We start from the raw sequence: 18,764 nt of genomic DNA on the forward strand, positions 1-18,764 counted from the left end.
ATTGGATATGAATCAATATTTAGATGTCTTTATTGATGAAAGTAAAGAGCACTTACAGACATGTAACGAAAAGCTGCTGCTGTTGGAAAAAGATCCGGCAGACCTTCAGCTTGTGCATGACATCTTCAGAGCTGCCCATACGCTGAAAGGCATGAGCGCAACGATGGGATATACAGATCTGGCGCATTTAACCCACCTGATGGAAAATGTGCTGGACGCCATCCGCAACGGAGAAATGCCCGTTACATCAGATTGGCTGGATGTGCTGTTTGAAGCGCTTGATCATCTAGAAGAGATGGTGCAGTCCATTATTGACGGAGGAGACGGCAAACGTGATATTTCTGAAGTGAGTGCGAAGCTCGACGTAAATGCGGTGCATGAGACTGCGGCTTCAGCCGAAACAGCAGAACCGCCGGCTTCAGAACAACAGGCTTCAACTGAATGGAATTATGACGAGTTCGAACGGACTGTTATTGAAGAGGCGGAAGAGCAAGGATTCAGCCGCTATGAAATAACGGTTTCCCTGAATGAAAGCTGCATGCTCAAAGCCGTGCGCGTGTACATGATATTTGAAAAGCTGAATGAAGCCGGGGAAGTCGCAAAAACGATACCCGCCGCGGAAGTGCTTGAGACGGAAGATTTCGGAACGGATTTTCAGGTGTGTTTCTTAACAAAGCAGCCTGCTGAAGAAATTAAAGAACTCATCAGCGGCATTTCAGAAGTGGAGAATGTCGAAATTTCTGCCGGTGCGCCGTTAAAAACGGCCGAAAAACCGCAAGCGGCTGAACCAGTGAAGGAAGCTCCGGTTAAAAAGACTGAGAAACAGCCTAAGCCGCAAGCGAAAACGGAAGAACAGCCGAAGCATCACAGCGGCTCGAAAACGATTCGCGTCAACATTGAAAGACTGGATTCTTCAATGAACCTTTTTGAAGAACTTGTCATTGACCGCGGGCGTCTTGAGCAGATCGCCAAAGAGCTTGACCACAATGAGCTGACTGAAACCGTTGAACGCCTGACCAGAATCTCGGGCGACCTTCAGTCTATTATTCTTAATATGCGGATGGTGCCGGTAGAAACCGTCTTTAACCGTTTCCCGAGAATGATCCGCCAGCTTCAAAAGGAATTAAACAAGAAAATCGAATTGTCCATCATCGGAGCTGAAACGGAGCTGGACCGCACGGTGATTGATGAAATCGGCGATCCGCTTGTCCATTTAATCAGAAACAGCATCGATCACGGCATTGAATCGCCTGAAGTGCGGGTGAATAAAGGAAAACCGGAATCAGGTCATGTCGTGCTTAAGGCATATCACAGCGGCAACCACGTCTTTATTGAGGTTGAAGATGACGGGGCCGGCCTGAACAGAAAGAAAATTCTTGAAAAAGCGCTCGAGCGGAGTGTAATCACCGAACGTGATGCTGAAACGCTTGAAGATAATGAGATTTACGAGCTTATTTTTGCTCCGGGCTTCTCGACTGCCGATCAAATTTCTGACATTTCAGGGCGGGGCGTCGGCCTGGATGTCGTAAAAAATAAACTCGAATCACTCGGCGGCTCTGTCAGTGTCAAATCCGCAGAAGGTCAAGGTTCTCTTTTCAGTATCCAGCTTCCGCTGACACTTTCAATTATATCCGTTCTTCTCATTAAACTGGAAGAAGAGACGTTTGCGATACCGATTTCTTCTATTATAGAGACGGCTGTTATTGATAAGAAAGATATCCTGCAGACGCATGACAGAGAAGTGATTGATTTCAGAGGCCAAATCGTTCCGATCGTCTATCTGAAAAAAGAATTCGGCATTACGGATTCAAAACAGGATGCCGATCAGTTCCATGTAATCGTCGTGAAAAAGGGCGATAAATCCACTGCTTTTGTCGTGGACTCTTTTATCGGACAGCAGGAAGTCGTACTGAAATCACTCGGCGACTATTTAACAAGCGTCTTTGCGATTTCCGGCGCTACGATTCTCGGAAACGGAGAAGTGGCGCTGATTATTGATTGCAATGCGCTGATCTACTAAAACGACACGAGGAGGTGCCCGAATGACTGCTGAAATCAAAACAGGTGAAAAAATGATTGTGTTTATGATAAACGGGAAAGAATACGCTATCTCAGTTTCCCAGGTGAAATCAATTGAAAAGTGGCAAAAACCGACGAGGGTCCCGGGTGTGGAATCTTATATCCGCGGTGTTATCAATCTGCGCGGAGTGATTACCCCGGTTCTTGATTTAAGAAAACGTCTGAATCAGCCTGAACAGGACATCACAGAAGAGACTCGGATTATCATCATTTCTTACCGTGACGCCGATGTCGGATGGGTCGTGGATGAGGCCAATGACGTCATCACCGTGCATGAAAATGAAATCGAATCCGCGCCTGAAAGCCAGACAAAGGAAACGGATGTGTGGATTAAACAGATCGTCAAGCAAGATAACAGGCTCCTCAATATTATCGATGCGCATGCGGTGCTGGATAAAGGTGCTTCGGCATCTGCGTCCGGAGAGCCTAATGCTTAAAGGGGAAAAGACAACATGAGTAAGTTTGAAGCGATCAAAGAAGAGCAGATGGATATTTTGCGGGAAGTCGGAAATATCGGGGCGGGTCACTCGGCTTCTGCAATGGCTCAGCTGCTGAACAGAAAGATAGACATGGAAGTGCCGTTTGCGACTTTATTGACATTTGATGAGCTTGCTGATTTTTTCGGCGGGGCTGAAACGCCGGTCGCCAGTATCTTTTTAAGAATGGAAGGCGACATGACCGGCTCTATCTTTCTCATCATGCCTTTCCATCAGGCGGAACAGTTTATCAGAGAGCTGATCGGAAATCCGGATTTTGATATTGACCAGTTGGGCGAAGATCATTTGAGTTCTTCTGCTTTACATGAGTTCGGCAATATTTTAGCAGGTTCCTATTTAACGGCATTGGCTGATTTGACAAAACTTGAGATTTACCCGAGCGTGCCGGAAATCTCACTTGATATGTTCGGCGCGGTTATCAGTGAAGGGCTGATGGAGCTCAGCCAAGTCGGAGAGCATGCCATTGTCGTGGATACTTCTATTTTTGACCAGGGCAGCCGGCAGGAGCTCAAAGCTCACATGTTTATGCTCCCGGACTATGATTCTTTTGAAAAGCTCTTCGTCTCATTGGGTGCGGCTTTATGAGCCGTGCGGAAGCCGCAGTCGTTAAAGTGGGGATTGCGGATGTTCAAGTCGCGCGTTACCCGGATAAAATCCGGACCTCGGGACTCGGTTCATGCGTGGGGCTGGTTTTATACGATAAAGACAAACAAACGGCAGGACTCGTTCACGTCATGCTGCCGGACTCCGGTTTATCAAAAACGGCGGAGCTCAACCGTGCAAAATACGCGGACACCGCCGTTAAGATGACGATTGATATGCTTTTGAAAGCCGGCTGCCGCAAGTTTGCCCTGAAGGCAAAACTCGCCGGGGGAGCGGAGATGTTTAAGTTTAAAATGACAAACGACCTGATGAAAATCGGTCCGAGGAATGTAGCGGCCATCAAAGAGCAGCTTTCATTGTATAACATTCCGGTCATCAGTGAAGATACGGGCGGCTCAAGCGGCCGGACGATTGAATTTGAGCCAAGGTCCTGCATGCTGCACATTCGAACTGTTAAACAAGGTGAAACAACGATTTAATAAAGGTATGAGGTAGGGGGATAACAATGCAATCCTTGAATTATGAAGATCAGGTGCTTTGGTCGCGCTGGAAAGAGTGGAAAGATCCTAAAGCCGGTGATGATTTAATGCGCCGTTACATGCCGCTGGTCACATATCATGTCGGCAGAATTTCCGTCGGACTGCCGAAATCGGTGCATAAAGACGATCTAATGAGCCTTGGTATGCTTGGTTTATATGATGCCCTGGAAAAATTTGACCCCGGCCGGGATTTAAAATTTGATACCTATGCCTCGTTTAGAATTCGCGGTGCAATCATCGACGGGCTGCGTAAAGAAGATTGGCTGCCCAGAACTTCACGGGAGAAGACAAAAAAAGTCGAAGCGGCGATCGAAAAACTTGAACAGCGCTACCTTCGGAATGTGACGCCTTCAGAGATCGCAGAAGAGCTGGGGATGACGGAGCAGGACGTAGTATCAACGATGAATGAAGGGTTTTTTGCCAATCTCTTATCAATTGATGAAAAGCTTCATGACCAGGATGACGGTGAGAATATTCAAGTGATGATCAGAGATGACAAAAATGTGCCGCCGGAAGAAAAAATCATGAAGGACGAGCTGATCGCTCAGCTTGCGGGCAAAATTCACGAGCTCTCTGAAAAAGAGCAGCTTGTCGTCAGTTTATTCTATAAAGAAGAACTGACTTTGACCGAGATCGGACAAGTCCTGAACCTTTCGACGTCGCGGATTTCACAGATTCATTCAAAGGCGCTGTTTAAATTAAAGCATCTGCTTGAAAAAGTAATTCAATAATGAACTCATGGTTAGCGAGTGAAAAACATGTCAACACTATTATGGCTTTTAAGCTTTTTGCTTCACGGCGTACTGCTTTATGCCGTCATTATTCTGTACACGAGGTTTTCAGCCCTCAAGGAGACAGAGCGCCAGCAGAAGAAGATTCTTGAAGAGACGGAAAACACCCTTGCAGCGTTTCTGCTTGAGCTGAAAGAAGAAAATGAAAGACTCGAAGACGCAAAAAGCCGTCAAGCGCCGGACGCAGAAGACGCCGAACCCCTGGCGGAACCGAAAGAAGAGCCTGATATTCCGGACCACATGGAAAAGCTCATCAGTGCAACGGAACGGGCTGAAAGTGATGAAAACAACGGCGCGCATTCGTTTGAAGAACGTGTTTCAGAATTATATGAACAAGGGCTCACCCCCGCGGAAATCGCCAAACGGATGCAGAGCGGAAAGACAGAAATCGAGCTGTTTTTAAAATTTCGCGGCAAAGCTGTAAAGGATTCTTGATTGTCGCATAAAGCTGTGTTATATTATGTCTTGGTGTTAAATACACACGCTTAACGATTTATGCAGAGGGTGCTGCAAACGGCAGTTCTGCACAAAAATGACCTAAGCGGAGGAAAAAAACCATTTTATTAGGAGGAAATCACATGTCAGTTATTTCTATGAAACAATTGCTTGAAGCTGGTGTTCACTTCGGCCACCAAACACGCCGCTGGAACCCAAAAATGAAGCGTTACATTTTCACGGAGCGTAACGGAATCTACATCATTGACCTTCAAAAAACAGTGAAAAAAGTAGAGGAAGCTTACAACTTCACGAAAAACCTTGCTGCTGAAGGCGGAAAAATCCTTTTCGTCGGCACAAAAAAACAAGCTCAGGATTCTGTTAAAGAAGAAGCTGTACGCTCTGGCATGTACTATGTCAACCAACGCTGGTTGGGCGGTACACTGACAAACTTCGAAACAATCCAAAAACGCATTAAGCGTCTGAAAGACATCGAGAAAATGCAAGAAAACGGTACATTTGAAGTACTTCCGAAAAAAGAAGTTGTTCAATTGAAAAAAGAATTAGAGCGTCTTGAAAAATTCCTCGGCGGAATTAAAGACATGAAGGATCTTCCTGATGCATTATTCATCATCGATCCTCGCAAAGAGCGCATCGCTGTTGCGGAAGCTCGCAAATTGAACATTCCTATCATCGGAATCGTAGATACAAACTGTGATCCTGATGAAATTGATGTCGTAATCCCTGCAAACGATGACGCAATCCGCGCTGTCAAACTTCTTACTTCTAAAATGGCAGATGCTATTCTTGAAGCGAAGCAAGGCGAAGAAGAAGCGGAAGCTGCTGAAGAGACTGCACCTGAAACAGAAACGACAACTGCGTAACCTAATCAAAAGGTGATAAGAGGGACTGCCTTTTATCACCTTTTTTCAAGAAAAATGTATCTATACATATCTTGTTTACACATATAAGGAGGAATTCAAATGGCTATTACTGCACAGCAGGTAAAAGAACTGCGTCAAAAAACAGGCGCTGGTATGATGGACTGTAAAAAAGCATTGACTGAAACTGACGGAGATATGGACAAAGCAATCGACCTTCTGAGAGAAAAAGGAATTGCGAAAGCAGCTAAAAAAGCTGACCGTATCGCTGCTGAAGGTTCTACTCTTATTAAAACTGACGGCAACAAAGGCGTTATCTTAGAAGTAAACTCTGAAACTGATTTCGTTGCGAAAAACGAAGGCTTCAAAGAGCTTCTGAACACGCTTGCTGACCACCTTCTTGCAAACGCTCCTGCTGATCTTGAAGAAGCAATGGGTCAAAAGATGGAAAACGGTTCTACTGTTGAAGAATACATTACAAGTAACGTTGCTAAAATCGGAGAGAAAATCACTCTTCGCCGTTTTGCTGTTATTTCAAAAGAAGACAGCGAAGCGTTCGGTGCTTACCTTCACATGGGAGGCCGCATCGGCGTATTATCCGTTCTTAGCGGAACAACTGACGAAGATCTTGCAAAAGACATCGCGATGCATGTTGCAGCGGTAAATCCTCGTTACATTTCCCGCGACCAAGTGTCTGAAGAAGAAGCAAACCATGAGCGTCAGATTCTGACTCAGCAAGCTCTTCAAGAAGGCAAACCGGAAAACATCGTAGCTAAAATGGTTGAAGGCCGTCTGAACAAATTCTTCGAAGAAATTTGCTTATTAGACCAAGCTTTCGTTAAAAACCCAGACGAAAAAGTGAAACAAGTTGTGGCTGCGAAAAACGCATCTGTTAAAACTTACGTCCGCTACGAAGTTGGAGAAGGTATTGAAAAACGCCAAGAAAACTTTGCTGAAGAAGTTATGAACCAAGTGAAAAAATAATGGCGGAAAGCCTTGGCGAATCTTTCGCGGCTTTTCAGGCAGTATAGGGGACACTACTTGTGTTCCCTATTTTTAAAACTATATTTACAAACCTTTTTTTCTCTTGCATAATAGGAAACGGCAATGTTTACACTTGGAGGTTATTATGGAAAAACCAAAATACAATCGTATCGTTTTAAAGCTTAGCGGAGAAGCATTGGCAGGAGAGCAGGGAAACGGCATTAATCCGACTGTCATCCAATCCATCGCTAAACAGGTAAAAGAAATCGCTGAGCTTGACGTCGAAGTGGCCGTAGTCGTAGGCGGCGGCAACTTATGGCGCGGAAAAACGGGCAGTGACTTAGGAATGGACCGTGCGACGGCCGATTATATGGGCATGCTTGCTACTGTCATGAACTCACTTGCCCTGCAGGACAGCCTGGAAACGCTCGGAATTCAGTCCAGAGTGCAGACATCAATTGAAATGCGTCAGGTCGCTGAGCCTTACATCAGAAGAAAAGCCATCCGCCACCTGGAGAAAAAACGCGTTGTTATTTTTGCCGCGGGAACAGGAAATCCTTATTTCTCTACGGACACAACCGCAGCGCTGCGTGCCGCTGAAATCGAAGCGGACGTGATCTTAATGGCGAAAAATAATGTCGACGGTGTGTATAATGCTGATCCGAGAAAAGATGAGTCAGCCGTTAAATACGAAAAATTATCTTATCTCGATGTGTTAAAAGACGGGCTGGAAGTCATGGATTCTACGGCTTCTTCACTATGTATGGATAATGATATTCCGCTGATCGTCTTTTCTATTATGGAAGAAGGAAATATTAAGCGTGCCGTAATCGGCGAATCAATCGGAACGATCGTAAGGGGGAAATAACGTTGTCAAACGAAGTATTAACACAAACAAAAGAACGCATGGAAAAAGCGGTTGCCGCTTATTCACGTGAATTGGCGTCAGTCCGTGCAGGACGTGCCAACCCATCTCTATTGGATAAAGTGACAGTAGAATACTACGGTGCCCAAACACCTTTAAACCAGCTGTCTTCCATCAATGTGCCTGAAGCGCGTATGCTTGTTGTCACACCGTATGACAAAACGGCAATCGGCGATATTGAAAAAGCGATTCTGAAAGCTGATCTTGGCGTAACGCCGACAAGTGACGGCACAATTATCCGCATCGCGATCCCGGCTCTGACGGAAGAAAGACGTAAAGAACTTGTCAAAGTCGTGAAAAAATACGCGGAAGAAGCGAAAGTAGCAGTCCGTAATGTCCGCCGTGACAGCAACGATGACCTCAAAAAACTTGAGAAAAACGGAGACATTACAGAAGACGAGCTTCGTGCTTCCAGTGAAGACGTTCAAAAGCTGACAGATGAATATGTGTCAAAAATTGACAGCGTCACGAAGGACAAAGAAAAAGAAATCATGGAAGTTTAATGAAAAACTATGTACAATAGATAATGTGAAAAGACCCTCTCATGTTTACAGGGGGTTTTTTTGTTAATACTGTTGATTACATTGATCATCAGCAACGCAACCTTTTTGGGTGACGGAGGAATCTCATGCTCAACATACTCAAAAATTGGAAGAATCAGCAGAATGCGGCTTCCAACTTAGAACGGTATACAAAAGAAGACATACTGAAGGGTGAAATTCCCGCACACATTGCCATTATTATGGACGGAAACGGACGCTGGGCGAAGAAGCGCTCACTCCCTCGGATTGCAGGACATCATGAAGGAATGAAAGTGGTAAAAAGGGTGACAAAGCTCGCAAGTCAGCTCGGCGTTAAAGTTCTGACTCTTTATGCGTTTTCAACGGAGAACTGGAAGCGCCCGAAGATGGAAGTCGACTTTTTGATGAAGCTTCCGGAAGAGTTCCTGAATACGTATCTTCCTGAATTAATAGAGGAAAATGTACAGGTGAAAATTATCGGAGATGAATCCGCGCTCCCTTCTCATACGTACAGGGCGATTGAGAAGGCCGTAAAAGATACAGAACAAAATGACGGGCTGATTCTCAATTTCGCTTTGAACTACGGCGGACGCACGGAAATCGTCAATGCGGCAAAAGCACTGGCTGAACAGGTGAAAAGCGGCACGCTGAATATCGAAGACATTGATGAAGCGCTCTTTTCCGGGCATTTAATGACAGAATCAATCCAGGACCCGGAGCTGCTCATCAGAACGAGCGGAGAAATCAGATTGAGCAACTTTATGCTTTGGCAGGTGGCTTACAGTGAATTTGTTTTTACAGATGTCCTGTGGCCCGATTTTAAAGAAGATCACTTTCTGCAGGCAGTGGGAGAATTTCAACAGCGGGGCCGGAGGTTTGGCGGAATTTAGAGGATGGTGGAAATGAAACAAAGATTGTTAACGGGTGTTCTGGCAGCGGCACTATTTTTATTTTTGGTTATTTTCGGAGGATTGCCGTTCACCGTATTTGTTTACGTGATGGGAAGTATAGCGCTTTTTGAGCTTTTGCGGATGAAAAAGCTCAGATTTTTTTCTTTTCCGGGTCTGATCAGCCTCTTGTTGTTATGGCTGTATATGATGCCGGACAAGTATCATTTTTTCGATGCGAAAATGGAAGTAACGATTTTCGCCGTATTGATTCTGCTCAGCTATACGGTGCTCGTGAAAAACACTTTTACGTTTGACGAAGTCGGGTTTATCGTTCTCGCGACGGTATATATCGGACTGTGTTTTCATTATTTTATTGAAATCAGAAACATTGAAACAAACGGGCTTTTGTATATCTTTTATGCCTGCGTTGTCATATGGTCAACGGACTCAGGCGCATATTTCGTCGGAAAGTCGCTCGGGAAGCGGAAGCTGTGGCCCGAAATCAGTCCCAACAAAACGGTGGAAGGGTTTCTCGGCGGTATTGTCATCGCCCTTATTTTTACGGCTGTTTTTCAGCTGTTTGCGCACCTTCCGATTTCATACCCGGTTCTTTTGGTCATCACGCTTGTTCTGTCTGTATTCGGACAGATCGGGGATTTGGTTGAATCAGCGCTTAAGCGGCACTATGATGTGAAGGATTCGGGAAAAATCCTTCCCGGGCACGGGGGCATTTTAGATCGATTTGACAGCTTTTTGTTTGTCATGCCGTTCTTATACTTTCTGCTTGCGCTTTTTTCATGAGAAAGGCTAATATGAAAATAAGACCGATCTGGACGCATAGAATGGGAGTGGCATTTTGAAGAATATTTGTCTTTTAGGAGCAACAGGATCAATAGGCGAGCAGACGTTAGACGTATTGCGCATGCATCAAGATCAGTTCCGTCTCGTCTCGATGACTTTCGGTAAAAACGCCGAGAAAGCGATCCCGTTGATCAGAACGTTTCAGCCGAAATATGTAGCAGTCGGCGACATGGATACATATCAAAAAGTGAAAGAAGCGACTTTTTCTCATGAATGTCAAATCGGCATCGGAGAAGAAGGCCTGATTGAAGCGGCAGTCATGGACGAAGTGGATATCGTGGTCAATGCGCTGCTTGGAAGCGTCGGTTTAATCCCGACTTTGAAAGCGATTGAACAGAAAAAAACAATTGCGCTTGCAAATAAGGAAACTCTCGTCACTGCCGGGCATATAGTGAAAGGACACGCAAAACGATACGGTGTTCCTCTTCTTCCGGTCGACAGCGAACATTCCGCTATTTTCCAGGCGCTGCAAGGCGAACAGAGCAAAAATATCGAGCGCCTGGTCATTACGGCATCCGGCGGCAGTTTCAGAGATAAAACACGGCAGGAGCTTGAGTCTGTAACGATTGCCGACGCCCTTAACCACCCGAACTGGTCGATGGGTGCAAAAATTACGATTGACTCGGCTACAATGATGAATAAAGGACTTGAAGTCATTGAGGCGCATTGGCTGTTTGACATTCCGTATGAACAGATTGACGTTGTATTACATAAGGAGAGCATCATTCATTCGATGGTTGAATTTCACGACAGAAGCGTCATCGCCCAGCTCGGAAATCCGGACATGAGGGTGCCGATTCAATATGCGCTGACATATCCGGACCGTCTGCCTCTGCCTGAAACTAAAAGGCTTGAATTATGGGAGATCGGAAACCTCCATTTTGCGAAAGCTGACTTTGAAAGGTTCCGCTGCTTACAATTTGCCTTTGAATCAGGTAAAATAGGGGGAACGATGCCGACGGTTTTAAATGCGGCCAACGAAGAAGCCGTTGCCGCTTTTCTTGCCGGACGGATTTCATTCTTATCGATTGAGGACCTGATTGAAAAAGCATTGGACCGCCACAGCGTAATTCAGGATCCGAGTCTTGCGGATATCCAAGAAGTGGACAAAGACACCCGGGGATACGTTAATTCAATACTCACATAAGGTGGTATGTTCGTGAATACAGTTATCGCGTTTATTATTATTTTCGGAACGCTCGTTTTTTTCCATGAGCTCGGGCATTTATTGCTCGCCCAAAGAGCGGGAATCCTTTGCCGTGAATTTGCGATCGGCTTCGGCCCTAAAATCTTTTCATTTAAAAAGAATGAAACCGTGTATACGATCAGACTCCTTCCGGTCGGCGGGTTCGTCCGCATGGCCGGTGAAGACCCGGAGATGATCGAAGTCAAACCCGGTTATACCGTCGGGCTTCTTTTTAATAAAGATGACGAAGTGGAAAAAGTCATCATTAATCAAAAGGAAAAATATCCCGACGCTTTAATTATTGAGGTGGAGACGGCTGATCTTGAGCACGAAATGAAGATTACCGGGTACGAGCAGGGGAAAGAAGATGAACTGGCGGGCTTTACTGTCAGTCAGACCTCCTTTTTTATCGTAGACGGAGAAGAAGTGCAGATTGCGCCTTACAATCGACAATTCGGGTCTAAACCCGTATGGAAGCGGATTAAGGCGATTGCTGCCGGTCCGATAATGAACTTCATCTTAGCGTATGTCATTCTCGTCATGCTCGGATTCATTCAAGGCGTGCCTTCGAATCAGCCTGAGATCGGGAAGCTGACAGACAATGGACGCGCAGCGGCTGCCGGTTTAAAAGAAGGCGACTATATCCAGAGCATTAACGGTGAAAAAATGAGGTCATGGACCGACATCGTGACAGCGGTAAAAGAAAATCCCGGAAAAAAAATCGATGTCGCCGTCAAACGGGACGGCAAATCGTTTCATATCTCGGTTACACCTGAAGCTGTAAAAGATGAAAATAAAAAAACAATCGGCCGCTTCGGCTCTTATGCGCCGACTGAAAAAGGCGCGCTTGCAGCGATTGCCTACGGCGCAACATCTACCGTTGATGTCACAAAAGCGATCCTGACCAATCTGAGCAAACTTGTGACAGGCCAGTTTAAGCTTGATATGCTTTCGGGTCCTGTCGGCATTTATGATATGACGGATCAAGTTGCAAAAACCGGTATTATCAACCTATTCCAGTTTGCGGCGTTTTTAAGCATCAACCTGGGAATTGTCAACCTGCTGCCGATACCGGCGCTTGACGGCGGGCGGCTGCTGTTTTTATTCATTGAAGCAATCCGCGGCAAGCCGATAAACCGTGACAAGGAAGCATTTGTTGTATTTATCGGCGTAGCTTTCTTAATGCTTCTTATGCTGGTTGTCACATGGAACGATATCCAGCGTTTATTCTTATAATTGACTAGTAAAAAATCAGAGGTGCGAAGACATGAGACAAAGTTTGACGCTTATTCCGACCCTGAGAGAAGTGCCGGCTGATGCTGAAGCAAAAAGCCATAAGCTTCTGCTGAGAGCGGGATTTATCAGACAAAATACGAGCGGGGTTTACAGCTACATGCCCCTGGCTTACAGGGTCATTCAAAACATTCAGAAGATCGTGCGTGAAGAAATGGAAAAAATCAACGCGGTGGAAATGCTGATGCCGGCCCTTCAGCAGGCTGAAACATGGCAGGAATCAGGCAGGTGGTATACGTACGGGCCTGAATTAATGCGTCTGAAAGACCGCCACGGCCGTGAATTTGCTTTAGGCGCGACACATGAAGAAGTCATTACTTCTCTCGTGCGCGATGAGGTGAAATCTTATAAGCGTCTGCCGCTCACTCTTTACCAGATCCAGTCTAAATTCAGAGATGAAAAACGCCCGCGTTTCGGCTTATTGCGCGGACGCGAATTCATCATGAAAGATGCGTATTCTTTCCATGCTTCTGAAGAAAGTCTTGAGGAAACATACCAAAACATGTACGGCGCATACAGCAGCATTTTCGCACGCTGTGAATTAAACGTCCGTCCCGTTATTGCCGACTCGGGCGCGATGGGCGGAAAAGACACGCATGAATTTATGGCTCTTTCTGAAATAGGGGAAGATACCATCGCTTATTCCGATGGATCCTCTTACGCAGCCAATACGGAAATGGCGGAAGTTGTCATGAACAGCGAGCCGTCAGATGAAACCCCCGAGGCATTGGAAAAAATTGATACGCCGAATGTCAAAAGCATTGAAGAGCTCGCTTCGTTCTTGCAGATCGAGCCGAGCGCCTGCATCAAATCAATGCTGTTTAAAGCTGATGACCGATTTGTTCTCGTGTTAGTAAGAGGCGATCATGAGGTCAATGACGTGAAAGTGAAAAACCTTCTGAACGCGGAAGTGGTTGAGCTTGCGTCTCATGAAGAAGTAGCAGAGAAACTTGGCACGGAGCCGGGATTTGCGGGGCCGATCGGCGCTGCCGGCGACATTGAGATTTATGCCGACCAAGCCGTAAAAGTAATGGTAAACGCCGTTAGCGGCGCGAATGAAAAAGACCGTCATTACCGAAACGTAAACATCGAACGTGACGCGTCAGTAAAAGCGTATGCCGATCTTCGAATCATTCAGGAAGGCGATCCGTCACCTGACGGAAAAGGCACGATCCGTTTCGCTGAAGGGATTGAGGTCGGACAAGTCTTTAAACTCGGCACGCGTTACTCTGAAGCGATGAATGCGACATACCTTGATGAAAACGGGCGTGCGCAGCCGATGCTGATGGGATGTTACGGAATCGGCGTGTCCAGAACGCTTTCAGCCATCGCTGAACAGCATCACGACGAAAAAGGCTTGATCTGGCCGAAAAGCGTTGCTCCGTATGATCTTCATATTTTGGCGCTGAATATGAAAAACGAAGCGCAAAAAGAGCTTGCTGAACAGCTTTACGGCAAATTCCAGGCGGAAGGTTATGAGGTATTATACGATGACCGCGCTGAACGCGCAGGCGTGAAATTTGCTGATTCTGATCTGATCGGCCTTCCGATCCGCATCACTGTCGGAAAACGTGCCGACGAAGGCATCGTAGAAGTGAAAATCCGCAAAACCGGTGAATCTGCCGAAGTTTCAGTGGATGAGCTTTCTGAATTTATCAAGACGAAGTAATCACCATAACGAATCATACAAAATCATGTTAAAATAGAGAAAAAAGAAGGTACCTCATCACCTGCGGAGGTACCTTCACTTATGATGTTTTAAGGGAGGGATACTGTCTGAATGGAACAGTTATCAGTAAACAGAAGACAGTTTCAGATTCTTCTGCAGCAGCTTAATATGACAGATGATACCTTCATGACATACTTTGAAGACGGAGAGATTGATAAACTGACAATCCATAAAGCAGAAAAGGTCTGGCATTTCCAATTTCGCTTTAAGGCTCTTCTGCCTTATCAAATATATGACTCATTCATGATGAGGTTAACACAATCGTTTGCTCACATCGCCCGTGTCACATCGTCTGTTCAGGTCATCGACCCTACAGTGACAGAGGAGCTTGTACAGGATTATTGGACACGCTGTATTGAAGAGCTTGAAGGAACCTCGCCGCCGATGGTGGCTCTTTTGAATCAGCAGAAGCCGAAGCTCAAGGGAAACAAACTGATCGTGAAAACAAAAACAGATACAGAAGCATCTGCGCTCAAAAATAAATACAGCGCGCTGATTCAGCACAGCTACCGCCAATTCGGCTTTCCGGAACTGCAGCTGGATACCGAAATTTTCGTATCTGACCAAGAAGTCCAGAAATTCCGCGAGCAAAAGCTTGCTGAAGATCAGGAGCGGGCGATGCAGGCGCTTATCGAGATGGAGAAGAAGGAAAAAGAGGGCGATGAGGATCAGGCACCGTCCGGACCGCTTGTCATCGGCTATCAAATTAAAGAGAACGAAGAAATCCGGACGCTTGACAGCATCATGGATGAAGAAAGAAGAATTACGGTGCAGGGGTTTGTGTTTGATGCTGAAACACGCGAGCTGAAAAGCGGACGCACGCTCTGCATTTTCAAAATCACGGACTATACAAACAGCATTTTAGTAAAAATGTTCGCCAGAGAAAAAGAAGACGCCGCTTTGATGAAAACGCTGAAAAAAGGCATGTGGGTGAAGGCGCGGGGAAGCATTCAAAACGATACATTCGTCAGAGACCTCGTCATGATTGCAAATGACGTGAATGAAATAAAAGCCAAAACCCGTGAAGACACCGCTCCTGAAGGCGAAAAACGGGTTGAGCTTCATCTGCATTCTCCGATGAGCCAAATGGATGCTGTAACGGGCATCGGAAAGCTTGTCGAACAGGCGAAAAAATGGGGACATGAAGCGATTGCGTTAACTGATCATGCCGTTGTGCAGTCTTTCCCGGATGCCTATTCCGCCGCGAAAAAACACGGCATTAAAATGATTTACGGAATGGAAGCCAATATCGTAGATGACGGCGTTCCGATCGCATACAATCCAGCTCACCGTCTACTGGAAGAAGACACATACGTCGTCTTTGACGTTGAAACGACAGGTCTGTCCGCAGTGTATGACACCATCATTGAGCTTGCCGCAGTCAAAATAAGAGGCGGAGAAATCATCGATAAATTCGAAGCGTTCGCCAATCCGCACCATCCGCTGTCAGCAACGACGATCGAGCTTACCGGTATTACGGATGACATGGTCCGCGACGCTCCCGATGTCGTTGACGTCGTACGGGATTTTAAAGAATGGATCGGCGATGACGTGCTTGTGGCTCATAACGCCAGCTTTGATATGGGATTTTTAAATGTGGCGTACAAGCGTCTTTTGAAAACGGAAAAAGCGAAAAATCCGGTCATTGATACGCTGGAACTCGCGCGTTTCCTGTATCCTGAGTTTAAAAATCACCGCTTAAATACGTTATGTAAGAAGTTTGATATCGAATTAACCCAGCATCACCGAGCGGTCTTTGACGCTGAAGCAACGGGCTACCTGCTGTTGAAAATGCTCAAAGATGCCGCTGAAAAAGACATTTTTTATCATGATCAGCTGAATGAGAATATGGGACAATCCAATGCTTATCAGAGATCAAGGCCTTATCACGCTACATTGCTTGCCGTGAATGAGACCGGCCTTAAAAATCTGTTTAAGCTCGTGTCCATTTCTCATATTCAATATTTCTACAGAGTGCCGCGCATTCCGAGGTCGCAGCTTAATAAATACAGAGAAGGTCTCTTAATCGGTTCTGCCTGTGACAGGGGAGAGGTCTTTGAAGGCATGATGCAAAAATCTCCTGAAGAGGTTGAAGATATCGCATCCTTCTATGATTATCTTGAAGTGCAGCCGCCGGAAGTATACAGACACCTTCTGCAGCTTGAGCTCGTCCGGGATGAAAAAGCGCTGAAAGAAATCATCGCCAACATTACAAAGCTCGGAGAAAAATTGAATAAGCCGGTCGTGGCTACGGGAAATGTCCACTATTTAAACGATGAGGATAAAATTTACCGGAAGATCTTAATATCTTCCCAAGGCGGCGCCAACCCGTTAAACAGACACGAACTGCCTAAAGTGCACTTCAGAACGACAGATGAAATGCTGGAGGCTTTCTCCTTCCTCGGTGCGGAAAAAGCGAAAGAAATCGTGGTTGACAATACGCAGAAAGTCGCTTCGATGATCGATGAGATCAAACCGATCAAAGACGATCTGTACACGCCGAAAATTGACGGAGCCGATGAAGAGATCCGTGAAATGAGCTATCAGCGCGCCAGAAGCATTTACGGTGAAGAGCTTCCCGAAATTGTGGAAGCGAGAATAGAAAAAGAATTAAAAAGTATCATCGGTCATGGATTCGCCGTTATTTATCTCATCTCTCATAAGCTTGTAAAACGGTCTCTGGATGACGGTTATCTCGTCGGCTCCCGGGGGTCCGTCGGTTCATCGCTTGTGGCGACCTTAACGGAAATTACTGAAGTGAACCCGCTCGCTCCGCACTACGTGTGCCCGAGCTGCCGATATTCCGAATTCTTTAATGACGGATCAGTCGGTTCCGGTTTTGACCTTCCGGATAAAAGCTGCCCGTCTTGCGGCACCCCTTTGAAAAAGGACGGACATGATATCCCGTTTGAAACGTTCTTAGGCTTTAAAGGTGACAAAGTACCCGATATCGACTTGAACTTCTCAGGTGAGTACCAGCCCCATGCCCATAACTACACGAAAGTATTGTTCGGTGAAGATAACGTGTATCGCGCGGGAACGATCGGCACCGTCGCGGAAAAGACGGCTTACGGATATGTGAAAGGCTATGCGGGCGATCACAACCTACACATGCGCGGCGCGGAGATCGACCGTCTGGTTCAAGGCTGCACCGGCGTTAAGAGAACGACCGGCCAGCACCCGGGGGGGATTATCGTTGTCCCGGATTACATGGATATTTACGATTTTTCACCGATACAATTCCCGGCAGATGCGACGGGGTCTGAATGGAAAACGACTCATTTTGACTTCCACTCCATTCATGACAACCTGCTGAAGCTTGATATATTAGGGCACGATGATCCGACCGTTATCCGGATGCTCCAGGATTTAAGCGGAATTGATCCGAAGACGATTCCGACAGATGATCCGGAAGTTATGAAGATTTTCCAAGGCACAGAATCGCTCGGCGTTACTGAAGAGCAGATCGGCTGTAAAACGGGGACGCTCGGCATTCCTGAATTCGGGACGCGATTTGTGCGGCAGATGCTTGAGGATACGAAGCCGACGACGTTCTCCGAGCTTGTCCAGATTTCCGGGCTTTCTCACGGAACGGACGTATGGCTCGGCAATGCGCAGGAACTGATACACAACAATACGTGTGAACTGAGCGAAGTGATCGGCTGCCGTGATGACATTATGGTTTACTTGATCTATCAGGGCCTTGAGCCTTCACTGGCCTTTAAAATCATGGAATTCGTCCGTAAAGGCAAAGGCCTGACGCCGGAATGGGAAGAAGAAATGAAAAAGAACAATGTGCCGAACTGGTATATTGATTCATGCAAAAAAATCAAATACATGTTCCCGAAAGCCCACGCCGCCGCATACGTGCTGATGGCGGTGCGGATTGCATACTTTAAAGTGCATCACGCGCTTTTATATTATGCTGCGTATTTTACCGTCCGCGCAGATGACTTTGACATTGATACAATGATTAAAGGCTCGACTGCCATCAGAGCGGTGATGGATGATATCAGCTCTAAAGGGCTTGATGCTTCGCCGAAGGAGAAAAACCTCCTTACCGTGTTAGAGCTTGCGCTTGAAATGTGTGAGCGCGGCTATTCCTTCCAGAAGGTCGATCTATACCGTTCGAGCGCTTCGGAATTTATCATTGACGGCAACAGTCTCATCCCGCCGTTCAACTCAATTCCGGGACTCGGAACCAACGCCGCTCTCAATATTGTGAAAGCGCGGAAGGAAGGGGAGTTCCTTTCAAAAGAGGATCTTCAAAAACGCGGAAAAGTGTCAAAAACCATTTTAGAGTATTTAGACCGTCACGGCTGTCTTGAGTCGCTTCCGGACCAAAATCAGCTGTCTCTGTTTTAAGCTTTGTGCACAGCCTCCGAGCGGAGTTTGATTTGCATTAAATATATGGTTATGGTATAGTTTTATTGGAAATGCTAACGATTACCGAGGCAAAGAGTGGGGAAACCCGCTCTTTTGTATTGAACAGGCAATTTTGCCTCGACATGTCCATCGTTTTCTCAATGCCCCTGCTCTTTTGAAGCAGG

The 18,764-nt window shown here is 46.2% G+C and carries 16 protein-coding genes; all 16 read left to right on the forward strand.

Annotation, left to right across the window (positions count from 1 at the left end):
* The first annotated feature begins 1 nt into the window (after position 1).
* The 16 genes from cheA to JNUCC21_RS08700 all read left to right on the forward strand — a co-directional run bounded on the left by cheA (position 2) and on the right by JNUCC21_RS08700 (position 18,579).
* Positions 2-2,020 carry a chemotaxis protein CheA gene (cheA, locus tag JNUCC21_RS08625; RefSeq protein ID WP_015239862.1) on the forward strand — a complete coding sequence of 673 codons (2,019 nt, stop codon included), beginning with the start codon at positions 2-4 and terminating at the stop codon, positions 2,018-2,020.
* A gap of 22 nt (positions 2,021-2,042) precedes the next feature.
* Positions 2,043-2,516: a chemotaxis protein CheW gene (cheW, locus tag JNUCC21_RS08630; RefSeq protein WP_003154225.1), complete on the forward strand. Its 474-nt coding sequence runs from the start codon at positions 2,043-2,045 to the stop codon at positions 2,514-2,516.
* 15 nt (positions 2,517-2,531) lie between these two features.
* Positions 2,532-3,161, forward strand: coding sequence for a CheY-P phosphatase CheC (gene cheC / locus JNUCC21_RS08635; RefSeq protein ID WP_003154222.1), 630 nt, complete (start codon positions 2,532-2,534; stop codon positions 3,159-3,161).
* Entirely contained in the window at positions 3,158-3,658 is a 501-nt protein-coding gene (gene cheD, locus JNUCC21_RS08640; RefSeq protein WP_015239863.1) for a chemoreceptor glutamine deamidase CheD, read from the forward strand. Before cheC ends, cheD begins: the two co-directional genes overlap by 4 nt.
* Positions 3,659-3,684: 26 nt before the next feature.
* Positions 3,685-4,449, forward strand: coding sequence for an RNA polymerase sigma-28 factor SigD (gene sigD, locus JNUCC21_RS08645; protein WP_003154217.1), 765 nt, complete (start codon positions 3,685-3,687; stop codon positions 4,447-4,449).
* A gap of 27 nt (positions 4,450-4,476) precedes the next feature.
* Positions 4,477-4,944: a hypothetical protein gene (locus JNUCC21_RS08650; RefSeq protein ID WP_015239864.1), complete on the forward strand. Its 468-nt coding sequence runs from the start codon at positions 4,477-4,479 to the stop codon at positions 4,942-4,944.
* Between the two features lie 143 nt (positions 4,945-5,087).
* On the forward strand, positions 5,088-5,828 hold the full coding sequence (gene rpsB, locus JNUCC21_RS08655) for a 30S ribosomal protein S2 (RefSeq protein WP_003154215.1): 741 nt from the start codon (positions 5,088-5,090) through the stop codon (positions 5,826-5,828).
* Between the two features lie 99 nt (positions 5,829-5,927).
* A complete protein-coding gene (gene tsf / locus JNUCC21_RS08660) occupies positions 5,928-6,809 on the forward strand; it encodes a translation elongation factor Ts (RefSeq protein WP_007611455.1) in 882 nt (293 codons plus the stop codon).
* A 145-nt stretch (positions 6,810-6,954) separates the two neighbouring features.
* Positions 6,955-7,677, forward strand: coding sequence for a UMP kinase (gene pyrH / locus JNUCC21_RS08665; RefSeq protein WP_003154213.1), 723 nt, complete (start codon positions 6,955-6,957; stop codon positions 7,675-7,677).
* Positions 7,678-7,679: 2 nt separating this feature from the next.
* A complete protein-coding gene (gene frr / locus JNUCC21_RS08670) occupies positions 7,680-8,237 on the forward strand; it encodes a ribosome recycling factor (RefSeq protein ID WP_003154212.1) in 558 nt (185 codons plus the stop codon).
* A 125-nt stretch (positions 8,238-8,362) separates the two neighbouring features.
* Complete coding sequence (locus tag JNUCC21_RS08675) at positions 8,363-9,145, forward strand: isoprenyl transferase (protein ID WP_007611457.1); 783 nt, start codon at positions 8,363-8,365, stop codon at positions 9,143-9,145.
* Between the two features lie 3 nt (positions 9,146-9,148).
* Positions 9,149-9,946, forward strand: a complete 798-nt coding sequence (locus tag JNUCC21_RS08680) for a phosphatidate cytidylyltransferase (protein ID WP_007409796.1) — start codon at positions 9,149-9,151, stop codon at positions 9,944-9,946.
* A 55-nt stretch (positions 9,947-10,001) separates the two neighbouring features.
* A complete protein-coding gene (dxr, locus tag JNUCC21_RS08685) occupies positions 10,002-11,153 on the forward strand; it encodes a 1-deoxy-D-xylulose-5-phosphate reductoisomerase (RefSeq protein WP_072589094.1) in 1,152 nt (383 codons plus the stop codon).
* Between the two features lie 6 nt (positions 11,154-11,159).
* Positions 11,160-12,428: an RIP metalloprotease RseP gene (gene rseP / locus JNUCC21_RS08690; RefSeq protein ID WP_095532164.1), complete on the forward strand. Its 1,269-nt coding sequence runs from the start codon at positions 11,160-11,162 to the stop codon at positions 12,426-12,428.
* 31 nt (positions 12,429-12,459) lie between these two features.
* The gene (proS, locus tag JNUCC21_RS08695) at positions 12,460-14,154 is read left to right on the forward strand and encodes a proline--tRNA ligase (protein ID WP_007611460.1); all 1,695 of its coding nucleotides are present in this window, start codon (positions 12,460-12,462) and stop codon (positions 14,152-14,154) included.
* A 111-nt stretch (positions 14,155-14,265) separates the two neighbouring features.
* A complete protein-coding gene (locus tag JNUCC21_RS08700; protein WP_025284735.1) occupies positions 14,266-18,579 on the forward strand; it encodes a PolC-type DNA polymerase III in 4,314 nt (1,437 codons plus the stop codon).
* Positions 18,580-18,764: the final 185 nt, after the last annotated feature.

The sequence above is a fragment of the Bacillus sp. JNUCC-21 genome (assembly GCF_041222765.1).
GTDB lineage: Bacteria > Bacillota > Bacilli > Bacillales > Bacillaceae > Bacillus > Bacillus velezensis.